The 19222-nt window shown below is 63.0% G+C and carries 22 protein-coding genes; 7 read left to right on the top strand and 15 right to left on the bottom strand.

Annotation, left to right across the window (positions count from 1 at the left end):
- The first annotated feature begins 35 nt into the window (after nt 1-35).
- The gene (locus ABIB66_RS30925) at nt 36-1862 is read left to right on the top strand and encodes an SDR family oxidoreductase (protein ID WP_354204858.1); all 1827 of its coding nucleotides are present in this window, start codon (nt 36-38) and stop codon (nt 1860-1862) included.
- Here the strand turns inward: ABIB66_RS30925 and ABIB66_RS30920 are convergent.
- The 12 genes from ABIB66_RS30920 to ABIB66_RS30865 form a co-directional block, all read right to left on the bottom strand.
- On the bottom strand, nt 1822-4221 hold the full coding sequence (locus tag ABIB66_RS30920; RefSeq protein WP_354256853.1) for a glucose/quinate/shikimate family membrane-bound PQQ-dependent dehydrogenase: 2400 nt from the start codon (nt 4219-4221) through the stop codon (nt 1822-1824). The two genes, ABIB66_RS30925 and ABIB66_RS30920, sit on opposite strands and share 41 nt — an antisense overlap.
- 5 nt (nt 4222-4226) lie before the next feature.
- Nucleotides 4227-4595 (bottom strand): c-type cytochrome, encoded by a 369-nt coding sequence (locus ABIB66_RS30915; RefSeq protein ID WP_354204862.1) that lies wholly within the window; start codon nt 4593-4595, stop codon nt 4227-4229.
- A gap of 19 nt (nt 4596-4614) precedes the next feature.
- On the bottom strand, nt 4615-5250 hold the full coding sequence (locus ABIB66_RS30910) for a c-type cytochrome (RefSeq protein WP_354205509.1): 636 nt from the start codon (nt 5248-5250) through the stop codon (nt 4615-4617).
- Nucleotides 5250-6089 carry a substrate-binding domain-containing protein gene (locus ABIB66_RS30905; RefSeq protein WP_275169470.1) on the bottom strand — a complete coding sequence of 280 codons (840 nt, stop codon included), beginning with the start codon at nt 6087-6089 and terminating at the stop codon, nt 5250-5252. Before ABIB66_RS30905 ends, ABIB66_RS30910 begins: the two co-directional genes overlap by 1 nt.
- Nucleotides 6073-7908 (bottom strand): methanol/ethanol family PQQ-dependent dehydrogenase, encoded by a 1836-nt coding sequence (locus tag ABIB66_RS30900; protein ID WP_275169469.1) that lies wholly within the window; start codon nt 7906-7908, stop codon nt 6073-6075. Before ABIB66_RS30900 ends, ABIB66_RS30905 begins: the two co-directional genes overlap by 17 nt.
- Nucleotides 7909-8019: 111 nt before the next feature.
- Nucleotides 8020-8811, bottom strand: a complete 792-nt coding sequence (locus tag ABIB66_RS30895) for a GlcG/HbpS family heme-binding protein (protein ID WP_275169468.1) — start codon at nt 8809-8811, stop codon at nt 8020-8022.
- Between the two features lie 58 nt (nt 8812-8869).
- The gene (locus tag ABIB66_RS30890) at nt 8870-9808 is read right to left on the bottom strand and encodes a cytochrome c oxidase assembly protein (RefSeq protein ID WP_354204867.1); all 939 of its coding nucleotides are present in this window, start codon (nt 9806-9808) and stop codon (nt 8870-8872) included.
- Nucleotides 9796-10149 carry a hypothetical protein gene (locus ABIB66_RS30885; protein WP_354059975.1) on the bottom strand — a complete coding sequence of 118 codons (354 nt, stop codon included), beginning with the start codon at nt 10147-10149 and terminating at the stop codon, nt 9796-9798. The genes ABIB66_RS30890 and ABIB66_RS30885 overlap by 13 nt, the downstream gene beginning before the upstream one ends.
- Nucleotides 10146-10745, bottom strand: coding sequence for a cytochrome c oxidase subunit 3 (locus tag ABIB66_RS30880; protein ID WP_354204869.1), 600 nt, complete (start codon nt 10743-10745; stop codon nt 10146-10148). Before ABIB66_RS30880 ends, ABIB66_RS30885 begins: the two co-directional genes overlap by 4 nt.
- Complete coding sequence (ctaD, locus tag ABIB66_RS30875) at nt 10742-12655, bottom strand: cytochrome c oxidase subunit I (protein ID WP_275169464.1); 1914 nt, start codon at nt 12653-12655, stop codon at nt 10742-10744. The genes ABIB66_RS30880 and ctaD overlap by 4 nt, the downstream gene beginning before the upstream one ends.
- Nucleotides 12652-13626 (bottom strand): cytochrome c oxidase subunit II, encoded by a 975-nt coding sequence (gene coxB / locus ABIB66_RS30870; RefSeq protein ID WP_275169463.1) that lies wholly within the window; start codon nt 13624-13626, stop codon nt 12652-12654. Before coxB ends, ctaD begins: the two co-directional genes overlap by 4 nt.
- 150 nt (nt 13627-13776) lie before the next feature.
- Nucleotides 13777-13899: a hypothetical protein gene (locus ABIB66_RS30865; protein WP_275169462.1), complete on the bottom strand. Its 123-nt coding sequence runs from the start codon at nt 13897-13899 to the stop codon at nt 13777-13779.
- 131 nt (nt 13900-14030) lie between these two features.
- On the opposite strand from ABIB66_RS30865, the gene ABIB66_RS30860 reads away from it, so the two are divergent.
- Nucleotides 14031-14249 (top strand): DUF6894 family protein, encoded by a 219-nt coding sequence (locus ABIB66_RS30860; protein ID WP_354059982.1) that lies wholly within the window; start codon nt 14031-14033, stop codon nt 14247-14249.
- Nucleotides 14250-14263: 14 nt separating this feature from the next.
- The gene (locus tag ABIB66_RS30855) at nt 14264-14731 is read left to right on the top strand and encodes a metallophosphoesterase family protein (protein WP_354204873.1); all 468 of its coding nucleotides are present in this window, start codon (nt 14264-14266) and stop codon (nt 14729-14731) included.
- Nucleotides 14732-14982: 251 nt separating this feature from the next.
- On the opposite strand, the gene ABIB66_RS30845 is transcribed toward ABIB66_RS30855, so the two are convergent.
- Nucleotides 14983-15552: a DUF1236 domain-containing protein gene (locus tag ABIB66_RS30845; protein WP_354204875.1), complete on the bottom strand. Its 570-nt coding sequence runs from the start codon at nt 15550-15552 to the stop codon at nt 14983-14985.
- Nucleotides 15553-15702: 150 nt separating this feature from the next.
- Between ABIB66_RS30845 and ABIB66_RS30840 the strand changes: the two genes are divergently transcribed.
- Nucleotides 15703-15876, top strand: coding sequence for a hypothetical protein (locus ABIB66_RS30840; RefSeq protein ID WP_354059987.1), 174 nt, complete (start codon nt 15703-15705; stop codon nt 15874-15876).
- Nucleotides 15877-16655: 779 nt separating this feature from the next.
- On the opposite strand, the gene ABIB66_RS30830 is transcribed toward ABIB66_RS30840, so the two are convergent.
- Together ABIB66_RS30830 and ABIB66_RS30825 are read right to left on the bottom strand one after the other, a co-directional pair.
- Nucleotides 16656-16871, bottom strand: a complete 216-nt coding sequence (locus ABIB66_RS30830) for a hypothetical protein (protein WP_354204879.1) — start codon at nt 16869-16871, stop codon at nt 16656-16658.
- An 88-nt stretch (nt 16872-16959) separates the two neighbouring features.
- Nucleotides 16960-17439: a DUF4142 domain-containing protein gene (locus tag ABIB66_RS30825; protein ID WP_354204881.1), complete on the bottom strand. Its 480-nt coding sequence runs from the start codon at nt 17437-17439 to the stop codon at nt 16960-16962.
- Nucleotides 17440-17666: 227 nt separating this feature from the next.
- Between ABIB66_RS30825 and ABIB66_RS30820 the strand changes: the two genes are divergently transcribed.
- From ABIB66_RS30820 to ABIB66_RS30810, 3 genes are all read left to right on the top strand, one after another.
- On the top strand, nt 17667-18176 hold the full coding sequence (locus ABIB66_RS30820; RefSeq protein ID WP_354256848.1) for a DUF2243 domain-containing protein: 510 nt from the start codon (nt 17667-17669) through the stop codon (nt 18174-18176).
- On the top strand, nt 18148-18312 hold the full coding sequence (locus ABIB66_RS30815; RefSeq protein WP_354256845.1) for a hypothetical protein: 165 nt from the start codon (nt 18148-18150) through the stop codon (nt 18310-18312). Before ABIB66_RS30820 ends, ABIB66_RS30815 begins: the two co-directional genes overlap by 29 nt.
- Nucleotides 18313-18386: 74 nt before the next feature.
- Nucleotides 18387-19172 (top strand): succinate dehydrogenase iron-sulfur subunit, encoded by a 786-nt coding sequence (locus ABIB66_RS30810; protein WP_354059995.1) that lies wholly within the window; start codon nt 18387-18389, stop codon nt 19170-19172.
- The last annotated feature ends 50 nt before the right edge of the window (nt 19173-19222 follow it).

Here is a 19222-nt window from a genome sequence, read left to right as displayed (position 1 = left end):
AAGCTTGAGCAAACGCCTTGTGATGGAAGACGCTCATGCAAAGTTCCGACGCCACCTTGTCGACCGCCCGTCTGTCGCGCGCGACGGACGATATCTGGGTCGTGGACGACGCCCCGATCAGCGCCGCCGGTCTGAAACTCCCGGTGCGCATGACCGTCATTCGGCTGTCGAACGGCGATCTCGTGCTGCATTCGCCGGTGAGATATTCGCCGGCCCTCCGCGGTGAGCTGGAGCGGCTTGGGACGATAAGGTACTTGCTCGCGCCGAATATCGCGCACTGGATGTTCCTGTCCGACTGGCAGAAGGAGCTGCCACAGGTGACGATTTTCGCGGCGCGGGGCCTTTCGGCGCGCAGGCAAGTTCGAGCAGCACGCATCCGCATCGACCGCGAGCTCGGAGACACGACGCCTGAGGAATGGAGGGCCGACCTCGAAGCCGTCTCGGTGAACGCTCCGATGTTCTCCGAGATCGAGCTGTTCGACAAGCGCAGCCGGACACTGATCCTGACGGATCTCGTGCAAAATCTCGATCCCAATGATCTCAGCGCGCCAAACGAGGCCGCGGCGAACCTCCTCGGCATTTCCAAGCCGAACGGCACGGCGCCGGTCTATCTGCGGCTGCTGCTGCGCCTCGGCGGCCGTTCCGCGCGATCCGCAGCGGAGCGGCTCGTACGGCTATCTCCGGAGCGGGTGATCTTCGCGCATGGCGACTGGTTCGAAACGCATGGGGTCGAGCGCCTCCGGCGATCCCTGCACTGGCTGCTTCCGGCGAGCGGCTCCGGATCTGAGCCGCGGCAAATGACTGGCACGCGCGTCGTCATAACCGGCGCTTCCAGCGGAATCGGGCGTGCTGCGGCGCTGGCCTTCGCGGGCAAGGGCGCAAGCGTGGTCCTGGCGGCACGCCGTGCTGAAGTCCTGACGAGCCTCGCCGCAGAATGCCAGGCGCTCGGAGGCCGCGCGTTGGCGATCGCGACCGATGTCACCGATGCCGAGGCGGTGCAGCGACTGGCCCGGGAGGCCGACGACGCGTTCGGTGGCATCGACGTCTGGATCAACAACGCCGGCACGGGCGTTTTCGGGGCCTATCAGGATGCGGATATCGCGCTTCATCGCCGAACGATCGAGGTCAATCTCCTCGGCACGATGCATGGCGCTTTCGCGGTGCTTCCGATCTTCCTGCGCCAGAACCGCGGTATTCTGATCAACAACATCTCGCTCGGCGGCTGGGCGCCGACGCCCTTTGCTGCGGCCTATACGGCCAGCAAGTTCGGCCTACGCGGCTTCACCGCGAGCCTGCGTCAGGAGCTCAGGGCTCACCGCAACATTCATGTCTGCGGCGTCTTCCCGGCCATGGTCGACACGCCGGGCTTCGTCCACGGCGCCAATATGTCCGGCCGAACGCTCGATCCCGGTCCGCTGCTGTATCAGTCGGAGGACGTTGCCGAGACGTTCGTGAGCCTCGTTCGCGCACCCCGAGACGAGGTCGCCGTGGGCTGGCCGGCTCGTGCCGGCCAGATTGCCTATGCGATGGCTCCGCAGATCACCGAGAACATCGTGGGAGCTGCCTTCCGCTACCTGCTGTCGCGCGCGCACCCCGCAAAGAGCAGCGAGGGCACCATGATCGAAGCTGGTCCGCAGGGCACGTCGATCGACGGCGGTTGGCTGTCGCGCAAGCAACTCCCACCTGCCGGGGTCATCAGTCAGGGGCTCGCGGCGCTGGGACTAGCTGCGGGCGTGGCTCTCCTGGCTTCAGCAGTTGCGCGTCGCGCCGGCAGACCGGGACAAGGCGTGGGCAAGTACAAGCAAGTCCTGCCGAGGCAGATCACGGCAGCGCGTAGGCCCGCACGTAATCGCCGAGTTTAGTTCCGAACGAGCCGTGGCCGCCGTCGACCGTTACAACGTATTGCTTGCCGCCGGCCTCATAGGTCATCGGCGTCGACTGGCCGCCGGCAGGAAGGCGGTCCTGCCAAAGCTGTCGGCCATCGCGAACGTCAAACGCGCGGATGTAGTCGTCCATCGTTCCCGTGATGAAGATAATGCCGCCCGCGGTGACGATCGGACCGCCCAGCATGGGAACGCCGAGCTTGAATGGCAGCGGCAGCGGGGCCTGATCGCGGATCGTGCCGATGCGATGCTGCCAGACCACCTTGTGCGTTTTGAGATCGATCGCTGCGATATTGCCCCATGGCGGGGCAAGGCAGGGGATGCCGAGCGGCGAGAGAAAAATGCCGAGGTCGACGCCGTAGGGCGCGCCGTACATCGGCTGCACGCCGAGCTCGGTTCCCGGCGGATGCGCCGCATTCGGCGCGGCCGGATTGTCCTTCCCGCGCGGCACCAGGCGCGAGACGAAGGGAATCGATTGAGGGTTTGCGATCGCGATCTGGCGCTGCGGATCGACGGCAATGCCGCCCCATTCGAACATGCCGAAGTCTCCGGGAAACACCAGCGTGCCTTGTTCAGACGGCGGAGTGAACGGCCCCTCATAGCGCAGGCGCTTGAACTTGATCCGGCAGGCGAGCTGGTCGAACATCGTGCTGCCCCACATCTGCGCGTCCGTCAGCATGCCGGAGGGGCGGAAACTCAATTCCGAAAAAGGTTGGGTTGGCGACAGCCGGTCTCCCTTCGCGGCGCCCTGAGGCACCGGCTTCTCCGGTGCGGGCACCAACTGACGTCCGTCGCGGCGGTCGAGCACGAAGATGTCGCCGGTCTTTGCCGGGATGTAGATCGCAGGCGTGACGCCGCCGTTGGAGCGCAAATCGACCAGACTGGGCTGCGACGGCATATCCATGTCCCAGAGATCGTGGTGTACGTTCTGGAACGACCAACGCAGTTTTCCGGTCGAGACATCGAGCGCAATCAATGCCGAATCGTAGCGCTCGTTTTCGCGCGAACGGCCGCCGCCCCAGATATCCGGAGAACTCGAGCCGAGCGGCACGTAGACGAGTCCGAGCTTCTCGTCGACCGCCGAAATGCTCCACGAATTGGGTGAGCCGGCCGTGAAATGATGCGAGGCGGAGGGCATTTCGTTCGGATCGGAATTGCCGGCATCGAACGCCCAGATCAACCGTCCCGAATAGATATCGAAGCCGCGGATCACGCCCGACGGGACGCGATCGGAATAGTTGTCGATCACCGCTCCGCCGACGATCAGCACCTTGTCCGTGACCACGGGCGGCGAAGTGCCCTCGTAGAAGCCGAGTGTCTGGATCTCGCTGCCTTGCTTGAGATCGATCTGTCCCTGGTTGCCAAAACTCTGGCAAGGCACACCGCTCTGGGCATCGAGCGCGAACATCCGCCCGTCGTTGGTTGAGACGAAGATGCGTCCCGCACAATCGTTCAGGGCCGGCGCGCCGTTGGCAGTGACCGCGCCGGGCCTGGTCGCGTGATAGGACACGCCGCGGCAGGTCATGTGCTGGAACGCCTTGTTGTGCTGGACCTGCGGATCGAACTTCCAGCGCAGTTTTCCGGTCGCAGCTTCGAGCGCGAACACGATCTGGTGCGGCGAGCAAGTGTAGAGCAGATCACCCACCTTGAGCGGCGTTGCCTGGTTGGTGATCTCGTCGGGATCATCAGGGCCCTTGTGGTCGCCGGTGCGGAATTCCCAGGCGAGCTTGAGGTCCTTGACGTTGTCCTTGGTGATCTGGCTCAGCGACGAGAAGCGCGTACCGAAGCCGCTGCCGCCGTAGGCTGTCCAGTTCTCGCCGGCGTCAGGCCGGGTCGGCTCGGACCAGGCAACAGCGCCTGTCGTTTCGATCTCCGGTATCGTGCCGGCGATATCATGCCGGTCCCTCGCCAGAGAAACGCCGAGCACGACGACGGCTACGATCAGCACGAGGCCGAGCGCCCAACGTGCGGTCCGCATGCGCGGTGCCAGTCGACGCACAATGAAGGGCAACAGCAGCCAGACGCCGAGTGGTGCCAATACGTCGCCCCGCGGGGCGAGCGACCAGAAATCGAATCCGGCTTCCCAGATCGCCCACGCCATCGTCCCGCCCAGCAGCGCCGCATAAATCCAGAGCGCCTCGGCACGACGGCGCGCGAGCAGCCAGCTCGTGAGCAGAAGCATGATGCCCGCGATCAGATAGTAGATGGAGCCACCGAGGGCCGCGAGCCAGGCGCCGCCGGCGAGGAGGCCCAGTCCCATGATAGCGACGACCACGACGGTGACGGCCAGCAATGGCGCCTCACGGAACCAATTCGTCGAACGGTGTGTCGGTGTCATGATGGTCACTTCAGCGTGTAGAGAAACGCCGCGATGTCCCGCGCGTCCTTCTGCGGGATGCCCATTCGCGGCATGGCATTGCCCGGCAACGCCCGCTGTGGATCCTCGATCCAGTCAGCCATGTTGTCCGGCGAATTGTGGATGTAGCCGGCGATGTAGGTCCGCGTGCCGATCCGATGCAAGGGGGGGCCGACGTTACCGTCTGCACCGGCAATGCCGGGAATATCGTGACAGCCGCCGCACTGGTACTGCTTCACGAGGTCGGCGCCACGACGCGCGTCGCCCACGAAGTTGTCCGGGCCCGCAGCGTTGCAGGCGGCGCCTGTCGTAGCCAGCAGCGCGGTGACTAGCAATCTCGTGATCGGATTCACCATTGCTGCTCCGCTCGGCCGATCAGGGCTTCTGGCCGAAATTGAAAGACTTGGTGGCAGACCAGGGATCGGTCGTGGAGACCTGCTCGCTCGGGACCTGCTCGACCTCGGGCGACGGCAGATTGGCCGAAAAGGTGCGGCCCCATTGGTGGCTCGGCTCGTTGCTGATCTTGCCGATATAGGTGACCAGGTCCCAGATCACGCTGTCGGGCAGCACGCCGCCCCAGGCCGGCATTCCGTTTGGCCGCCCCTGGTAGATCGACAGAAAGATGTTCTCGGGCTGCGAGCCGTAAATAAAGATGTTGTTGCTCAGCGCCGGCCCCATGCCGCCACCGCCATTGGGCGCGTGGCAGCCGACGCAGTTGAAGTTGACATAGTAGGTCATCCCACGCTGCTGCGCGTTGGGATCGCCTTGCACTGGATTCTTGATTTGCGGCGGGTCCGGCTGCGCGCCGGGATGGAGGTGACTGACCGGAATCTGCATGAAGACGCCGGGGCTGCCATTGCCAACATTGCCACCGAAATTCGGGCGCGGGGACAGCGTCGGCATCTGCGCCTCCTGCGACTGCGGCAGGGTCTGCTGGGCGATTGCCGCGCCGTTCGGCACGGTCGCCAGCAGCAACGACAGGGCGCTCGCGCGCAGCACTGGAGCAGACATCATTCGTGTCCTCCCGATACCGGAGTCGGTTCGTCCACCAGCGGAACGCCGTAACTGCGCAGCAGTGACGCGATCTCAGTCCCGTGCTCGTCGATGAATGCATTGAGTCGGTCGCGCAAAACGTCGTCGCCTTTGCGCACCCCCATCGCGATGGCGAACCGGAATTGCTGAGATGGAAAGCGTTCGTAATCCCGGATCGGCGTGACCGTCAGGGGGACGGGAGAGCGCTGGGCGAAATATCCGCCGAGCGGCCCCCATGCTGCGGCGACATCGATCTTGCCGCTTTCGACCGCTTCGATCAGGCGTGCCGGCGGATCGGGTTGGCGATAATCACCGTAGATGGAGTAGCCGCGGAGGTTGTCGACGATGCCTTGGTCGCCGAGCGCCTGCGCGGGCGGCGGATTGTTGCCGTCATCGCCGATCAGATGCACGCCGATCACGAGGTGATGCAAGCGCGGGTCGAGCAGGGACGAAAGCTCGAGGTGCTGGTCCTGCCGTGTGACGAACACGTAGCTCGAGCGATAATAGGGCCTGGTCGTCTCGACGAGTTCATAGCCGGACGGCACGCCCATGACGACGTCGCATCTGCCGGCTTTCAGTGTGTTGCGGATGAAGCCGCGGCGCTGCGCCCACCAGGTGTAGGAGACCTGCTGGCCGAAATGCTCAGCCACCATGGCCGCGAGCCTGTTTTCGAATCCTGCTTCGGCACTGTTCGAGAACGGCAGATTGTTGGGATCGGCACAGACGCGAAGCTCACCCTCCGACGCTGCCGCTGCCGTTGTCGCGAGCGCGAAGAGAATGCCAAACGATATGCGGGGACGCCTATTTAGAGGGCGCATGGCTGGTGTCCTCACCATTTGCGCCGCCGAGTTTGAAGACCAGCAGCTCGCTCCCACCGGCGGTGTAGAACGGCAAATCCTGCGTCGCGCCGGTAAAGCCAAGGGCGCCGTTGCGCACCCGCGGATCGACCTCGGCATTGGCGACCACCCCCGGCCAGCCGCCGACGCCCGACAGGATCGCGATGTATTGCTGTCCGTCGGAGCCGCGATAGGAGATCGGCTGGCCGATGAACCCGGATCCAGCGCGGAATTGCCAGAGCACGCGTCCATCCTTGGCATCCACCACTTTGAAGAGCCTATCCATGGTGCCGTAGAACGCGACGTCGCCAGCCGTCACCAGCGCGCCGCTCCAGACCGGCAGCTTCTCGTGAATCTCCCAGACCTTCTTGCGCGCGATCGGATCCCACGCCATGAACTCGCCGCGATAGCCGCCGGGGCCGGCATACATGTCGACGTCTGCGCCGACATAGGGCGTCCCGGCGATGTAGCCGACTTGAGAAGCCTTGAAGCTCATGCAGAGATGCTGATGCGGAACGTAGAGAAGTTTTGTGCGCGGTGACCACGCGCTCGGCTGCCAATCCTTGGCGCCGGGCGCGCTCGGGCAGATGTTCTCGACTGTCTTGCCGACAAGCGGAGTCTTCTCCTCGTTCGGGATGATCTTGCCTGTCTTCAGATCGACGCCCTTGTAGCTGTTAACGAAATCATACGCGTCCGCCGAAATCACTTCACCGGTGGCGCGATCCATCACGTACATGTAGCCGTTGCGGCCGGGGTGGATCAGCACCTTGCGCGGCTGTCCATTCAGTTCGAGGTCGACGAGCACGTTCTCATTGATCTCGTCGTGATCGAACAGATCGTGCGGGTTGACCTGGTAGGCCCATTTCGCCTGGCCTGTGTCTGGATTTCGCGCGAAGATCGACGCGCTCCAGAGATTATCACCGCTGCGCTGGTTCGCGTTCCAGGGACTTGGATTGGCCGTGCCGTAATAGATCAGGTTCAGATCGGGATCGTAAGAGATCCAGCCCCAAACCGTGCCGCCACCGACCTGCCAGCGGTCGGCGGGCCAGCTCTTCACGCCGAGATCCTGGCCTTTGAGATTGTCGTAGAACGGCTTGAAATCGTCGCCGATCAGCACGTCCTTATCGGGCCCTGTTGAATAAGCGCGCCAGGCGATGGCGCCGGTGGTCTCGTCGAGTGCGGTGACCCAGCCGCGCACGCCCAGTTCGCCGCCGCTGTTGCCGACGAGAATTTTGCCTTTCACCACGATGGGAGCCATCGTGATGGTTTCGCCCTTGTTGATCTCGCCGAGCTTCGTGTGCCAAAGCTCTTTGCCGGACTTGGCGTCGATCGCGACGGTGTGGTTATCGAGCGTGTTGAGGAAAACCTTGCCATTGTCGAAGGCCAGTCCGCGATTGACGACGTCGCAGCAGGCAACGCCCGCGGCCGCGGGCTCCGGCTTCGGCGCGTAGGACCATTTCAATTCGCCTGTCGTGGCATCAAGCGCAAATACACGATTGGGGTAGGGTCCTGCATAGGGGCCGACCACATACATGGTGCCGTCCACCACGAGCGGCGCCGCCTCCTGGCCTCGATCGGCGCCCACCGAGAACGTCCATGCAAGCTGGAGGCGCGAAGCGTTGGACGTGTTGATCTGATCAAGGTCGCTATATCTGGTGTTGGCGTAGTCGCGCGCCGCCATCGGCCATTGGCCTGGATCCTTCATGCGGCTGGCCAGATCGGTCTGTGCCGAGGCGGATGACAGCAACGCGCAGGACGCGCACACCACGCTCACCAACTGCGTGAAGCTACGCACTAACATATGTAAAGATCTCCACGGCAGTGACGAGGCCGTGCGCCGTTGCAGGCCGGTTTACGGACGTACAAACGTTCCGCCTTTCCTTGGTTCCAAAATGCGGCGAGCGACGAAGCACTATCTCACGACATTGCCCGAAACGCCGGCGCCGAGATCTACCGCGATCTGATCCTCTTTGCCGTTGCACTTGGGATGACCGAATCCCGACGGGCTTTTGCCGTCAGGTCCGATGTCATAGATGATCGCGTCCTTCATGTTCGGGCTTACTCCGGCGGGCACCCGGTCGAGCCCGAGCTGGTGGCGCACGCGCCAGGCGACGTTGTGATCGGCGCAGGAACTGTCACCGCTCACACCCAGCGCACCGGCCACGCCGTTGCCGTCATAGAGCGCCAGCCCGCCTCCGAACACGATGGTGCCGCCGATCGGCTTGCCCACCATCGGATCCTGGGCCGTGCCGAAGCTGTCCGGAGATCCGGCGTACAAGGCTTCCGGGGACGGCGGGTTGCCGAGCGCCGCGCCGAACAGGAATCCGCCGGGCTGCGCACCGGCATAGAGATTGGCCGTCGCCATGGCCTTGTCCTTCAGGCTGAATGCATTCGCCGTATTGGCCTTCTCGGCTGCGATGGCCCGGCTGCCAAGCCACTGATCATCGGCCTCACTGCCGCTATAGGCGACGGCGCAGACGACACCCTGTCGATTGACGACGGCAGCCCATTCGTTGTTGTCGAGACCTCCGTTGCTCGGGCCGCCGCCCGGCTTGACACTCTTCTTGAGGATATCGGCGAGCTTGTCATGGTCGACCGGGCACGACATCCCTGGCCGGGGTGGGTCCTGCGCGTTCAAGGTTGCAGGCATCAAGAATGCCGCGGTGAAGATAGCCGTTGCCGCCATGACGGATCGTTTTTCCATGTGGCCTCCGTGGAGTGTCGCAGTCGACAGGCGAACGTCCGAACAGAAGTTGCGGTTCCTATGCAGCATCGCTCAGCCCGGATGTTGAAGAGAGCGGCAGGTGGGAATGGCCGCCGTTCGCAGTCAGCCACCGATGAGCGAAAAACAACGCCGCGCCGGTATAGAGTATTCCCATGGGCACCCACATCAGGATGCCGGCGAGCTGCTGATCCTCCAGTGCCGAGAGGCCGAATTCGCCAGCGAGGGCGCCCTGGCCCGGGATCCACAGCCGCGGCGACACCGTCAGCAGAGCCCCGAGCACACCCGAATGTAAAATCGTGATGAAGAGACACGCGACAGCGATGCCGTCACGAATTCGGGTGCTACGGCCCTGACCGCGGCCATGAAGCAGCACCCACCAGAACAACAGCGCGGTCGCGAAAAAGCTGATGTGCTGGAGACGATGGATCGCCGTATTCTCTAGCGCCCATGCATATAGCGGCGGTGCATGCCAGATCCAGAGCGCCGCACCGTGCAGGATGGTCGCGCTCATGGGGTGGCTTACAAAACGCCACGGCCACGCCAATATCGGCAGATTGAGCATGCGACCCGCCGCCGGGCGAAGCCGGGCCGGCAGGCTCCACAGCATCGGCCCATTGATCCGGGCGAACGCCATCAGCGGTGCCGCGACCACCATGAGCAGTTCGTGCTCGACCATGTGCGCGGTGAACAGACGCTCGCCGAGCCAGTGCAGTGGCGAGGTCACCGCGAGCGCGGCCACCAGCCATCCGGTCCAGAATGCCGCCACCTGGCGGAAGCTGACGCCACGGCCGCCGCCCGCATGGTGCCAGAGCCGCTGCGTTCCGACATAGAAGGCGATAGCGACGGCATACAGCGGGGCCATGAGCCAGGGATCGTAGCTCCACAGCGAGCCGGGATCGACCTCCGATAGTCCGTGCGCGGCGGCCGGTGCCGCGAGCAGCGCGAGCAGCAGTGCTGCGAAGCTCAGCGCAGGCATGGGCTGATCATGAGCGAGGCGGCGAACTGGTTCGCAATCACCAACGCAAACAGCACGCCGGAGCCGACGCCGAGCCAGGCCATGAACGTTCGTGGCCCGCCGCCTTGCGCATCCGTCCATTCAGCCCCAGCGCCGCGTTGAACGGCGCGGGCTGAAATGACAGTGCCTGCGAGAGCGACGATAGCTAGAACCGCACTCATGATCGCGCCACTGATCCTGGTCTGTTCGCAGGAGAAGTGCGCGAGCACGTAGACGCCCTGCAAATTGATACCCCAAGCGATGGGTCCGAGCGCAACGCCGGCCCAGTAAAGCAGTCTGGAATGTCGATCGGCTGCGGTCATAGGCGTGGCACCCAATCGAGCAAGACGTAGAGCGGCAGCCAGGCGAGCACGACGAAGTTCCAGTAGAACACGTTGTCGGTCACATCGCTGAACCGGCGCGGTTTCGCATGGCGCGTGAACATCAACACCGCCAGCACGACGGTGTCGCCGAGATCGGTGGCAAGGTGAGTCGTGTGCAGCCCCAGAATGAGCCATACGATCGAGCCGTAGGCTGAATTGTCCCATCGGGTGTTGAGATGCGCGAATTCGAAGCCGCGCAGCACCAGCAGAGCGATGCCGATCAGGGCCATCACGATCAGGCCGATCCGCACCTTCGCGAGATCCTGCCGGTGTGCGGCGCGGTTCGTGAACTCGTTGGGAATGATGCTCAACACATAGATCACCGTCTCGACCGTCCCCGGCCAGAGATCCGGCGGGGAGGCTCCGATCGGCCAGCTCGGGTTGACTGCGTAGAGATAAAGGTAGGCGCCGATGGCAACGGCAAAGCCCATGCCTTCGAGGGCCATGAAACCCATGGCGCCCCACCAGGGGCCACTGCGCGGGCCGTAGCCGTAAGTCGGCAGGTCCGAGACGTCGCGGACGATAGCCTGTCTCACTCCTCGTCCTCCTTGCTGCCGGTCGGCCAGAACCAGCCGATCAAAGTCACGGCCATCGGCGGCGTGCCCCAGAGCACCGCCCAGGGCGTGAAGATCGAGCCGATGAAGAAGATCGTCGTCGCGATCGCCGCGAGCAGTGGCCAGATGCTCGGCTCGGGCGATGCCTCGCGGATCTGCGGCTCCGCTTCCGCCAGCGAGGTCAGCAGGACTTCGCGCCGCTCTGCACTCAGGCCCGCGACCACGGGCAGGCTCTCGCTATCGGCCCACAGCGGATCGCGGTGCTTGACGACCGGAATGCGGTCGAAGTTCTGCGGCGGAGGTGGCGACGAGGTCGCCCATTCCAGCGTCGAGGCATCCCAGGGATTGTCGCCTGCGAGCTCGCCCTTGCGCAGGCTGTAGATCACATTGACCAGAAGCAACGCGAAGCTGAGCGCGAAAATCAGCGCACCGCCGCTGGACAAGAGGTTCAGGTGCGCCCAATCCATGTCGGCCGTGTAGGTGTAGACCCGGCGCGGCATCCCAATCAGCCCGAGGATGTGCATGGGAAAGAACGCGACGTTGAAGCCGATGAAGGCGAGCCAGAAGTTCCAGCGCCCAAGTCTTTCGCTCAGCATGCGGCCCGCGATCTTGGGAAACCAGTAGTAGACCGCGCCGATCAGCGGGAAAACAGCGCCGCCGATAAGGACATAATGGAAGTGGGCCACGACGAAATAAGTGTCGTGCACCTGGGTATCGATCGGGACCGAGGCGACCATGACGCCGGACAATCCGCCGAGCACAAAGATCACGATGAAGCCGATCACGAACAACAGCGGCGTCCGGTAGACCGGACGTCCGTCCCAGAGCGTTGCCAGCCAGCAGAAGATCTGCAGTCCACTCGGCACCGCGATCAGCATGCTGGAGGCGGTGAACAGGGCCGCGCCGAGTTGGGGCAGGCCCGTGACGAACATGTGGTGGACCCAGAGGCCGAACGACAGGAAGCCGGTCGCGATCAGGGAGAGGATCACGACGGGATAGCCGATCACCGGCCGCCGCGCGAACGTCGCGAGGATCGCCGAGACCATCCCCGTGCCCGGGATGAAAATGATGTAGACCTCGGGATGGCCGAAGAACCAGAACAGGTGCTGCCAGAGCAGGGGATGTCCACCCGATGAGGAATCGTAGAAGCGGGTATTGACGAGCCGATCCAGGATCAGTGACGTCGATGCAACCATGATCGATGGCATGGCGAACATCACCAGGAAGGCCGTCACCAGCATGGCCCAGACGAACAGGGGAATGCGGTCGAGCGTCATGCCGGGCGCGCGGAGCTTGAACACGGTGACGACGATCTCGACGGCGACTGCGAGCGCCGCGACCTCGGTAAAGGTGATCATCTGCGCCCAGACGTCGGCGCGCTTCGTCGGTGTGAACTGCAGGCTGGAGAGGGGAACGTAGGAAAACCAGCCGACATCGGGGCCGACATTGAACAGGAAGGAGATCCACAGGAAGCAGCCGCCGAACAGAAACATCCAATAGCTGAAGGCGTTCAGCCGCGGAAAGGCGATGTTCCGCGTGCCGACCATCAAGGGCACCAGATAGACGGCGAACGCCTCCATGACGGGCACAGCGAACAGGAACATCATCGTCGAGCCGTGCATCGTGAAGACCTGATTGTACTTGTCGGCGGAGAGAAACGTCTTCTCCGGCCCGGCAAGCTGAACGCGCATCAGGACCGCAAGGATGCCGCCGAGGAGCAGGAATACGAACGCCGTGACGATGTAACGGCGGCCGACCACCTTGTGGTCGACTGCCATCAGCGCGCCCATCCACCCGGACGGCGTGCGCCACACCCGCTCGAGCTGCGTCGAAAGCTGCAGGCCGTTCAGGACGTCATCCCGCAAATCATTTGGTTCAGCGGCGATGCTCACTTGAGCTGCTCCAGATAATGAATGATCGCGATCAGCTCATCCGATTGCAGCGGCATCTTCGGCATGAGATTGCCGGGCTTGATGTGCTGGGGATCGGCGATCCAGGCGCCGAGCGTCGCGGGAGTATTCGGCAGCGTCCCCGCCGCGATGGTCGTGCGGCTGCCGATATGCGTGAGATCCGGGCCGAGCTGCCCGCCGGCCAGCGTGCCGCTGATGTTGTGGCACAAGGCGCATCCGCGTCCCCGGAACAGAGCCTCGCCCTGTTTGCCGAGCTGATCCGCGGGGCTGTTCGCGCTCTGGTTTTCATGGTCACGCCAGCGGCCGAACTCGTCGGGAGACATCGCGATCACCGCGAACGCCATGTGGGCGTGCTGGATCCCGCAGAACTCGGCGCATTGTCCGCGATAGACGCCGGCATTCTTCGCCGTGAATTGCAGCTCGTTCTTCTGCCCGGGGATCAAGTCCATCTTGCCGGTCAGGCTGGGCACCCAGAAGCTGTGGATCACATCGGCGGATTCAAGCTCGACCTTCACGGGCTGGCCGGTAGGGATCCGGATCTCGTTGGCGGTCACGAAACTCTGGTGCGGACTGTCGGCCTCGTAGCGGACCTCCCACCACCATTGGTGGCCGATGATCTTGAGCGTGTGGGCTTTCTCGTCCTTGACGAAGACGGTGCGCTGACCGGCATAGCTGACAAGGGAGAGGCCGAGCACGATGACGGTGGTTGCAATCCCGAGCGCGAGGATGACGCGCCCGGAGCGTTCCTCAAACGCCTGGTGAAGATCGAGCGGCCGATCGGCCGAACGCTTCCGCCGCAACATTCCGATGCCCAGGACGATCACGACAGCGGTCCAGACCATCGCTGCCACGGCGAGAAAGATGAACAGCGTGTGCAAGATCTGACCGGATTGCGGCCCTTGAGGGTCAAGCGCCGACTGCCGGCCCGCGCACGCAGCAAGCGGCCAGGTCATGCACAACACCAGAACCCTTCGCACCCAGACCCGCATTGACGTTTTGTCGCACTCCGCTTCACAGGCGGAACCGGTCAGGCCTACAAAGGTTCCTATGCGCCAATCGGGGCGATCGGCCCAACAGGGATATGTCCGACATCGATCATCGGGCTAGAATGGCCAGCCCTTCACGGCGATCACGATCGCCGCGTCACCAGCGGCCATCAGCAACAGGACGGCAAGGCTGGCGATGATCGCGCCCGGCTGGGCAAGCACGCGCAACTCTCTGAGCATGTGTCGGCTCCAAAAACGCAGCAATGCCGCGATGACCCTGAGGGTTCCTGCGGACATGCCCGGAGTTGACGTGCGAGCGCCGGAACGAAGGCTTGAGATCGCGCGTTCCTGCGACGAATTTGAGGGTTCACGTGCCGCGCTATCATTTCGATCTGATCGACTCCAAGACCGTTGCAGACGAGGGGGGTGCTGAATTGCCTGACGACATCATGGCGCTGGATGTTGCCGAGGAGATCGCGAGGAGACTTCTTGCGGAGCGTCCCGAACTCAGGAACCGTCACTTTTCGATCCTGGTCACGAACCATGAGGGTGAGGAGATCGGGAAGGTACCCCTTGATGTCCTGCACTGAAGCCCTGGTCTGACATGGCATTGAGGATCGGAGTGATCTCCGACACGCACGGCCTTCTCAGGCCGGAGGCCGAACGCTGTCTTGCGGGAGTGTCGCATATCATCCACGCCGGTGATATCGGCGCGCCGGAGGTTCTGGAGAGGCTTTGCCGAATAGCGCCGGTCACCGCCATCAGGGGAAACGTCGACGTCGGCAGTTGGGCGATGCGCTATCCCGAAACCGAAACGGTGCACCTCGGCGCTCGTTGCTTCTACCTCCTGCACGATCTCAAGACGCTCGCCATCGACCCCGCAGCGCACGGTGTGAACGTGGTGATATCAGGACATTCGCATCGGGTGCAGGTCAACACGAGAGACAGAGTGCTTTTCCTGAATCCCGGGAGCGCCGGTCCAAGGCGCTTCAAGCTGCCGATCACGCTGGCGACGCTCGAACCGGATGAGGGCGGCGACCTGCGCCCCACCATCCATGAGCTCGACGGGTGAACGAAGTACGTGCGTGCCAGCTAGTGGGTATTCGATTTTTGCCACCGCTCCAGATCAATCGGGGGACGCTTTGGGTCGATCTGCTCCTTCTCGGGATTCCCCTGCCAAGGCTGGTCCGTCTGCCGGTGGGTCGGCAAATCGGTCTGCTGTCGCGGATCGTCGACCGGTGTTTCTCTCGGGTCGTTTTCAGGCGCTTTCGCTCTCGGCATAAGTTATCCTCTTTATGGTTCTGTCGATGCGGCGGCACGCGATCAGCGTACGCCAGCGATGATTGCCGCGACGCGGCGCGAATGCTGATCGACAATGACGAGATCCTTCCCAGCGATCAGGTATTGATCGCCCCAGAACCCGTTCAGCACTTGGGTGACTTCGGGCGGCAAGTCGGCCACCTCGGTCTGGCGCGGCACCGAAGTACCGATCATCATCTCGAAATTTGGACGATCCATCGTGGGGCCGTGCGCCGACGAGACGATGGCGCGGAGCTGTTCGCGCTGCTGATCGTTGAGGCCAGCCGGCTGGGCGGTCTGTTTGACGTCCCGCGCACGGGCGCCGGTCGTATCTTCATTGCCAGCCGGGTTTTCCTTCGCCGCTTTGCTGACCGCTTCGCGTTGCGTGGGAACTCCCGTGCCGACGGTTGTGGCAGGGGCACCTTTGTCGGCGCCTGTAGAGGGGCGGCCCAGATAGTCTGTTGTCCCGAACATCTGGGGCACGGCGAACCAGACGATGAAACCTACAAACAGGACGGCTGCCACCGCCGATCCCACCATCATCAGCTTCCGGGTGCCGTCCTTCTCCGCTTCACGCGATAGATCCTTGACCATGAACAAAAAGCCTTCGGTATGAACTGCGGGTCAACCCGCGCGGGAATCGTTCGTTCCTACGGGCATATGCATCAGCATCGATCAGGAACGACCGACGCCGCATCTCATTGCCAGCGCATGAGGTCGCGAGACTGAAACAAGGAGCATGCAATGACCAAAATGCCCCCCGTACCGCCAGAGCAGCGCAGCGACAAGGGACCCGGATCTGATCCAAAGATCGAGACGGACGAAAAGGTGCCCGGCCGCGAGAACTTCGACACGCAGGGACGTCACGGCAACATCAAGCAGAACACGACAAACCAAGGCTACCAGCAGGACCGATGAATGCCACACAAGAACTCAGACACTGAACGCTTCGGTGGTCCGGGCTCCTCGCGGCAGGACCGCAAGCACCCCGAAAAGGGTGGTCGCGAGCATGAGCGCCCTGCGCCGGGAACGCCCACCAACGACCGCAAATCACACGTCTCGGGAGGCGGTGGTGAGCGCGATCAACATCACACGCACAATGATCGTGAGAGGAGCTGAGCAATGCGTAGGACAAGTTCGAGCTTGATACTGATCGCCTTCCTGGCGAGCGCGTCGATAGGGGCCGCCTCGGCGCAGAGTGGCGGCGGCGGCGGTGGCGGTGGTGGTTCGGGCGGAGCAAGCGCGAGCGGCACGAGCGGCGGCGTCGGCGGTGCCTCAAGCCCTGGGTCGGCCGGCGGTGCCTCGAGCCTTGGGTCGGCAAGCCCTGGATCGGCAAGCCCCGGATCGGCAAGCCCTGGGTCGGCAGGCCTTGGCTCTGCAGGAGCTACAAACCAGACGGGGGATGTATCACCCAACCTGGGTAATCCAGCCGACGCGGCCGCGGCTTCGCGCGGCACGACGGCTACCGGCACGAACACCGCTGGAACGGCCCAATCAACCGGTGGCGGTCCGCGAGGATCGACAACCGTCGGGCGGGCCGGCAATCCCGCAGGAGGCACCAGCAGCGGGCGGATTGACGGAACTGCGACACCCGGTCCGTCGATGCCGGGCGACGCCGAAATACGCTCGGAGAACTCTCAGGACTCCCACGTCGATCGAAAGATCAAGAGCATCTGCAAAGGCTGTTAGATCGATGATCAGGACGCCGGGTTTCCCGGCGTCCAATCGAGGTCGTCTTCGCTTCGAGCTTCGGGGTCGGGCGAGCAGGGCTTGATCTGCAGGTCGTCCTCGAGCCTCGGCTGACCTCCGCCGCTTTCGACCAGACCGGCGTCGTCGGCCTTTTTCAGCGTTTCCTCTTTGGTTGAAAACGTCCGGCTGAGTTTTTCGTCGTCCTTGAACAGGGCATACGCCATATCGGCTCCTCGCGGTTTGAATCATCGACGACTTTGACGGCGGCCGTCACGCACGGCCCCGCCGCTCCTTTGTCGCTGGGGTAAAGCTCTAGCCGACTTCCCTGAGATTGCTCAGGATCGCCAAGTGACGCTGAATGATCGGCAGCGACATCTGTGCGACCTGCTGTTCGCCGGGGTTGCCGCCGGATCGCAAATACGACGCGTTGAGCGCGAGCAATTCACGGTGCCCGCGGATCTGCCCCTGCACATACATCCGGTCGAAGGGACCCGATGGTGTGGCCTGAAGGCGCTGAAAGAGGGCGGCATGATTCGGCCGCAGCGGTGCCGATCCCGGCGCTGCTCCGAGCGCGCTCGCGACCTGGACCTGTTCGGCGATCTCTGCATTCGCGAAGTTGACGATGTCGGGATTGCCGGTGCGCGTCAGGGCGAGCTGACTCGTCTGCATCGCAAACGCCCCACCCATCAGGTCGGCCGTTCGAAAATCCCGCTGTGGGGCTGGTTTGGATTGCGCAGCGTAGGTCGACAGTCCGAGTCCGCCCAAAGCAAGCAAGAACGATCTTCTCAGCATGATGAAGTCTCCAATGTTGAATTCACAAGACGCTGGGACCGTTTCGAACGTTCCTATCGTTGGCAGAGCAGCCGAGCGATGCTCCGCAAAGCGTCTTCGACGTCATGAGACGATCATGCAGGTTAACGCAGGTTATTGGCACCGGCAGTGCGTCATGATCATAGGAACGGCAGCGCTGAGGATGGTTTGTCCATCATCCAGATGCCGATCGGCGCACGAGTCAATTCATGCAAGACAACAATTCATCCAGCTTCCCGATTTCCGCGGGTGTCCTTCTCGGGCTTGGTCTGGGCGGATTTTTCGATGGCATCGTGTTTCATCAGCTGCTGCAATGGCATCATATGTTAAGCGGCTGGTACCCGCTCAACTCCATCGACAACATCAAGCTCAATACGACCTGGGACGGTATCTTCCACAGTGCGACCTATCTGCTTGTGCTGCTCGGCCTGTATGTCCTGTGGCAAAGGGCGCGCAGGTCCGACATTCATTTGTCGGGCAGCCGGTGTCTCGGAGCGGTCTTGCTCGGATGGGGCATCTTCAATCCGGTTGAAGGTGTGGTGGACCATGGGATCTTCAAGCTGCATCGGGTGAATGAGACAGTCCCCGACGAACAGCGCATCTTCTGGGATCTCGGCTTCCTGCTATGGGGTGCGGCCATGCTGGTTGTCGGCATCGCCATGACGCGTGCCGGCAAGCAAGGGAGGGTACATGCGGAAAGCAGTCTACAAGCTCGCTAGAGAGACTCCGCCGGCTCTGGTCCATGCCATTTTCATAGTGCTGCTGGCGCTCGCGACAGCACCAGCCTTTCGCATCGTGCTGTTTGGTGTGTCGCTGGATGATCTTCTGCAACTCCGTTGCTTCAATCTCGGCTGATGCGCGGTTCAGCTGCGCAAGTGGAGTTGAACGCCGCGGCCTTTGTCAACGCCTCATGTCCGCCCGGAGGTAACATGGTCGAGTTCAGGCTTCCGAAACACTCCCGCGTGGAAAAGGGAAGGATCTGGCCCAAGCCGGACAGCAAATCGTTGCGCGAATTCCAGGTCTATCGCTGGAATCCCGACGACGGTCGCAATCCCCGGCTCGACACCTACTTCGTCGATATGAGCGATTGCGGGCCCATGGTGCTGGATGGTCTGATCTGGATCAAGAACAACATCGATTCCACGCTGACGTTCAGGCGGTCCTGCCGCGAAGGCGTGTGCGGCTCCTGCTCAATGAATATCGCCGGCCAGAACACGCTCGCCTGCACCAAGTCTATGATCGAGGACGTCCCGCAAGGCGAGCCGCTGCGCGTCCTGCCTTTGCCGCACCAGCCCGTGGTGAAGGACCTCGTTCCGGACCTGACGAATTTCTACGCCCAGCTCGCATTGATCGAGCCTTGGCTGCAAACCGTGTCGCCCACGCCACAGAAGGAATGGCGGCAGAGCCATGAGGATCGGGCCAAGCTCGATGGACTGTACGAGTGCATTCTCTGCGCCTGCTGCTCGACATCTTGTCCAAGCTACTGGTGGAATTCGGAGCGTTTCCTCGGCCCAGCTGCCCTGATCCAGGCGGCCCGCTGGGTCAATGACAGCCGCGACGAAGCGACGGGCGAGCGCCTCGACAAGCTCGAAGACCCCTTCAGGATCTATCGCTGTCACACCATTCTCAACTGCGCGAAGGCGTGTCCCAAAGGCTTGAATCCGGGCGAAGCCATTTCCGGATTGCGCCTCAAGATGGTCGAACGGAAGTTCTGATCGGGGACGGACGCTACTGCGCAGAAGGAACGATGGCTGCGGCGTTGGCT

Source organism: Bradyrhizobium sp. F1.13.3, from assembly GCF_040548265.1.
Lineage (GTDB): Bacteria > Pseudomonadota > Alphaproteobacteria > Rhizobiales > Xanthobacteraceae > Bradyrhizobium.
Note: the sequence above shows the minus strand (reverse complement) of the source record. Positions and strands in the feature narration are given on the sequence as shown.

Excerpts from the sequence above, each read along its gene's own strand:
- ABIB66_RS30925 (WP_354204858.1), top strand. The coding sequence starts at position 36 with ATGCAAAGTTCCGACGCCACCTTGTCGACCGCCCGTCTGTCGCGCGCG.
- ABIB66_RS30920 (WP_354256853.1), bottom strand. The coding sequence starts at position 4,221 with ATGACACCGACACACCGTTCGACGAATTGGTTCCGTGAGGCGCCATTG.
- ABIB66_RS30915 (WP_354204862.1), bottom strand. The coding sequence starts at position 4,595 with ATGGTGAATCCGATCACGAGATTGCTAGTCACCGCGCTGCTGGCTACG.
- ABIB66_RS30910 (WP_354205509.1), bottom strand. The coding sequence starts at position 5,250 with ATGTCTGCTCCAGTGCTGCGCGCGAGCGCCCTGTCGTTGCTGCTGGCG.
- ABIB66_RS30905 (WP_275169470.1), bottom strand. The coding sequence starts at position 6,089 with ATGCGCCCTCTAAATAGGCGTCCCCGCATATCGTTTGGCATTCTCTTC.
- ABIB66_RS30900 (WP_275169469.1), bottom strand. The coding sequence starts at position 7,908 with ATGTTAGTGCGTAGCTTCACGCAGTTGGTGAGCGTGGTGTGCGCGTCC.
- ABIB66_RS30895 (WP_275169468.1), bottom strand. The coding sequence starts at position 8,811 with ATGGAAAAACGATCCGTCATGGCGGCAACGGCTATCTTCACCGCGGCA.
- ABIB66_RS30890 (WP_354204867.1), bottom strand. The coding sequence starts at position 9,808 with ATGCCTGCGCTGAGCTTCGCAGCACTGCTGCTCGCGCTGCTCGCGGCA.
- ABIB66_RS30885 (WP_354059975.1), bottom strand. The coding sequence starts at position 10,149 with ATGACCGCAGCCGATCGACATTCCAGACTGCTTTACTGGGCCGGCGTT.
- coxB (WP_275169463.1), bottom strand. The coding sequence starts at position 13,626 with ATGACCTGGCCGCTTGCTGCGTGCGCGGGCCGGCAGTCGGCGCTTGAC.
- ABIB66_RS30865 (WP_275169462.1), bottom strand. The coding sequence starts at position 13,899 with ATGCTCAGAGAGTTGCGCGTGCTTGCCCAGCCGGGCGCGATCATCGCC.
- ABIB66_RS30855 (WP_354204873.1), top strand. The coding sequence starts at position 14,264 with ATGGCATTGAGGATCGGAGTGATCTCCGACACGCACGGCCTTCTCAGG.
- ABIB66_RS30845 (WP_354204875.1), bottom strand. The coding sequence starts at position 15,552 with ATGGTCAAGGATCTATCGCGTGAAGCGGAGAAGGACGGCACCCGGAAG.
- ABIB66_RS30840 (WP_354059987.1), top strand. The coding sequence starts at position 15,703 with ATGACCAAAATGCCCCCCGTACCGCCAGAGCAGCGCAGCGACAAGGGA.
- ABIB66_RS30830 (WP_354204879.1), bottom strand. The coding sequence starts at position 16,871 with ATGGCGTATGCCCTGTTCAAGGACGACGAAAAACTCAGCCGGACGTTT.
- ABIB66_RS30825 (WP_354204881.1), bottom strand. The coding sequence starts at position 17,439 with ATGCTGAGAAGATCGTTCTTGCTTGCTTTGGGCGGACTCGGACTGTCG.
- ABIB66_RS30820 (WP_354256848.1), top strand. The coding sequence starts at position 17,667 with ATGCAAGACAACAATTCATCCAGCTTCCCGATTTCCGCGGGTGTCCTT.
- ABIB66_RS30815 (WP_354256845.1), top strand. The coding sequence starts at position 18,148 with ATGCGGAAAGCAGTCTACAAGCTCGCTAGAGAGACTCCGCCGGCTCTG.
- ABIB66_RS30810 (WP_354059995.1), top strand. The coding sequence starts at position 18,387 with ATGGTCGAGTTCAGGCTTCCGAAACACTCCCGCGTGGAAAAGGGAAGG.